General features: G+C 30.4%; 3 protein-coding genes and 1 riboswitch. All 3 genes read left to right on the top strand.

What is annotated here, in order from left to right; all coding sequences use genetic code 11:
- On the top strand, positions 1 to 2,140 hold a 2,140-nt coding region (gene leuS, locus VJ881_02205), incomplete at its 5' end, for a leucine--tRNA ligase (GenBank protein ID HKL74854.1).
- A gap of 133 nt (positions 2,141 to 2,273) precedes the next feature.
- On the top strand, positions 2,274 to 2,708 hold the full coding sequence (locus tag VJ881_02200; protein ID HKL74853.1) for a SoxR reducing system RseC family protein: 435 nt from the start codon (positions 2,274 to 2,276) through the stop codon (positions 2,706 to 2,708).
- Positions 2,709 to 2,806: 98 nt separating this feature from the next.
- A riboswitch (glycine riboswitch) is annotated at positions 2,807 to 2,913 on the top strand.
- A gap of 218 nt (positions 2,914 to 3,131) precedes the next feature.
- Entirely contained in the window at positions 3,132 to 3,527 is a 396-nt protein-coding gene (locus VJ881_02195) for a GrdX family protein (protein HKL74852.1), read from the top strand.
- Positions 3,528 to 3,579: the final 52 nt, after the last annotated feature.

The raw sequence follows: 3,579 nt of genomic DNA, 5'->3' as shown, positions 1-3,579 counted from the left end.
AAGTTATGACTGGAATCGTGAAGTTGTTACTGCCAGTAAAGACTATTATGAATGGAATCAATGGTTGTTTTTGAAAATGTATGAAAAAGGACTTGCTTATAAAGATGAATCAGCTGTAAATTGGTGTCCAAGTTGTGAAACAGTTCTTGCCAATGAGCAGGTAGTAAATGAAGCCTGTGAAAGATGTGGTACTAAGGTTGAGAAAAAGGAATTAGAACAGTGGTTTTTTAAGATAACAGAGTATGCTGATCGACTTTTAGATGATATTGACATTTTAGAGGAATGGCCTGAAAGAGTTAAGTTAATGCAAAAAAATTGGATTGGCAGGAGTGAAGGAACAAGAATTAAGTTTCAGGTTGCAGATTATGATGAAGAAATGGATGTTTTTACAACAAGACCTGATACTATATATGGTGCTACTTATATGGTTTTGGCTCCTGAACATCCTTTAGTTGATAAATTTATAAAAAATAGTGATAAAAAAGAAGAACTAGAGAATTTTGTGGAAAAAGTAAAAAATGAAGAAGAAGAGGAAAGAACTTCTTCTGAGTCAGAAAAAGAAGGTATGTTTACCGGTGAATATGCAATAAATCCAATGACTGGTAAAAAGATTCCAATTATGATTGGTAATTATGTTCTAATGAGTTATGGAACAGGAGCTATTATGGCTGTTCCGGCACATGATCAACGTGACTTTGATTTTGCTAAAAAATATGATATTTCTATTACACCTGTAATTCAACCTGAAGATAGAGAAAAAGAACTAAAAGAGGAAGATCTTGAAGAAGCCTATTCTGAAGATGGTCATTTGATAAACTCAGGTGAATATAATGGTTTAAGTGTTGAGGAAGCATTTGAGGAGATAGCTGATTATTTTGAAGAAAATGGTATTGGCCATCGTGAAAAAAATTACCGTCTTAGAGATTGGCTTATTTCCCGTCAGAGATATTGGGGTACTCCAATTCCTGTAGTTTATTGTGAAAATTGTGGAGTTGTACCCATTCCAGAAGATGAATTACCAGTAGAGCTTCCTCATGATGTTGAATTTAAACCTACAGGTGAATCACCTTTAAAAGAGGTTGATGATTTTGTAAATACTACCTGTCCTAAATGTGGGGGAGAGGCAACCCGAGAAACAGATACTATGGATACTTTTGTTGATTCATCCTGGTATTTCCTTCGTTATGCTGACTCTAAGAATGATAAATTACCTTTTAGCAAAGAAAAAGCTGATAGTTGGATGCCTGTTGATCAATACATTGGTGGAATTGAGCATGCCATACTCCATTTATTATATGCCCGTTTCTTTACTAAAGTTCTTTATGATATGGATCTTGTTTCTTATAAAGAACCATTTAGTAATTTGTTAGCTCAGGGAATGGTTCTAAAAGATGGAGCAAAAATGTCAAAATCTAAAGGAAATGTAGTTGACCCTAAAGAAATTCTTGAAAAATATGGAGCTGATGTAACCAGACTATTTATGCTTTTTGCTGCTCCTCCAGAAAAAGATCTGGAATGGAATGAAGAAGGAGTAGAAGGAGCAGAAAGATTTATTAATAGAGTCTGGAGAATTGCTTCTGATAATTATCAGGAATTAACTAAAATTGATAATATTGAATATGATGTATCTAAATTTAATAAACAGGAAAATGAATTATATAGAAAATTACATCAAACAATAAAAGATGTTACAGAAGATGTAGGAGAAAGACTCAGTTTTAATACTGCTATAAGTAGAATAATGGAATTGACAAACACAATTTATAAATATCTAAACAAAGGTGAAAATATAAATTATAACCTTATTAAAGAAAGTTTATATAAAATTCTTATTCTACTTGCTCCTTTTGCCCCACATATGACTGAAGAATTGTGGCATGAAATTGGTTATGAAGGAAGTATTCATGAATGTGATTGGCCAGATTATAAAGAAAAAGCACTTAAAAAAGAAGAGATTACTATTGTTATTCAAATTAATGGAAAAGTACGAGATAGAATTAATGTTAGTCCTGATATTTCTGAAGAAGATCTCAAGGAAAAAGCTAAAGAAGAAGAAAAAGTACAGGAATACATTGCAGGAAAAGAAATAATTAAAGAAATTGTTGTACCCAAAAAGCTAATTAACATTGTAGTAAAGTAAATTTAAGATTGTTATTATTAAGCCTCCTGAAATATGGAGGCTTTTGCATTTTCAGTTTATTGATTTTTTGATTTTTTTAAGTTATAATATAACAGAACTAAATATAAAGTTGATTTTGAAAGGAGGCAGATTAATGGAAGAGTTAGCTCAGGTTGTTGAAAAAAGAGGAGAAAATGTATTAGTAAGAGTTATTAGAAATTCTGCCTGTAGTAAATGTGATAAAGATTGTGGAATGGCGGGCACCAGCCATGAAACTGATGAAATAGATGTAGAAGTTAGTAATACCATGGGAGCCGAAGAGGGGAATTATGTTAAATTGGAGTTGGGCAAAAAGACTTTAGTTTTAGCTTCATTAATAGTTTATCTTTTTCCTATTATTAGTTTAATTGGGGGTTATTTTTTAACTAATTTTTCTCTAGCTACATTGGGTTATGGTACAGGTGAAATTACAGGTATATTGGGTTCCCTAACATTCTTTTTTCTATCTTTTTTATTAATAAGAATTATGAACTTTAGGTTGAAAGTTATGGGTACATTCCAGCCTGAAATGATAGAAGTATTAGAATAAAAAAAATATTTTAATTTTTGGTTGACAATTCATAGAAGTTTAGTTATAATTTAATTGAAAATGATGTTAAAAAAATAACAAACAAATAATAGTTGTGGCTGAAGTAAATGGGAGAAACCCAATTTTTTGGGTACCGAAGGGGTAAATTTCTGTAAAAACCATATTCAGGAATGAAACTTTCAGGTAAAAGGACCATTTTCTGACACAGCTCTGGAAAATAGTTAATACCGAAGGAGCAATTCGGTTAAGCCGAATAATCTCTCAGGTTAAAAAGACAGAGTAGTAATGGTTTAGTTAACCATTGCTGCTCTTTTTTAATTGTTTAATTAGTGAAAATGTTCATAAACTATTAGTTATTTTAAAAAAATAAAAGAATTAAAAATATTTTGTCTGTTAATTAAAGAATATAAGAGGGTGGAATAAGTGAGCAAATATTTGCTAGTAACTAATAATCCATTAGTAAAAAAAGAAATAGAAGATGAAAATCTAGGAAATGACTTAGATATTAAATTAAAATTATGTGATGATTTGGATCAAGTAATGATTAAAGTGAGAGATTTTATACATAAAGGTTATAATCTTATTAGCCATCCTTTAGCTGGAAGTGTAAAACCTGCTCAAAATCCTTATCGTTCAATTTTAATTGAAAAAGATAATGGGCTTAATTATGAGTCCTTAAAAACAATAGAAAAAGCAATAGAAAAATTAAAACAATTTCAAAAAAATAAAATAGAAAAAGAATATCCAGCTGATATTCTGGAGGATTATCAGGTTATAGATCATTCTTTAATTAGTAGTGGGATTAAAAGCATTAAATAATTATACAGGGAGGAAATAAAATGAGTGAAAATTATGATATGATAATTGTTGG

The organism is Halanaerobiales bacterium, from assembly GCA_035270125.1.
Taxonomy (GTDB): domain Bacteria; phylum Bacillota; class Halanaerobiia; order Halanaerobiales; family DATFIM01; genus DATFIM01.
This window is presented reverse-complemented; position numbering and strand designations above follow the sequence as displayed.

What these genes read in the sequence shown, in the direction of transcription:
- VJ881_02200 (HKL74853.1), top strand. Translation starts at nt 2,274, where the DNA reads ATGGAAGAGTTAGCTCAGGTTGTTGAAAAAAGAGGAGAAAATGTATTA.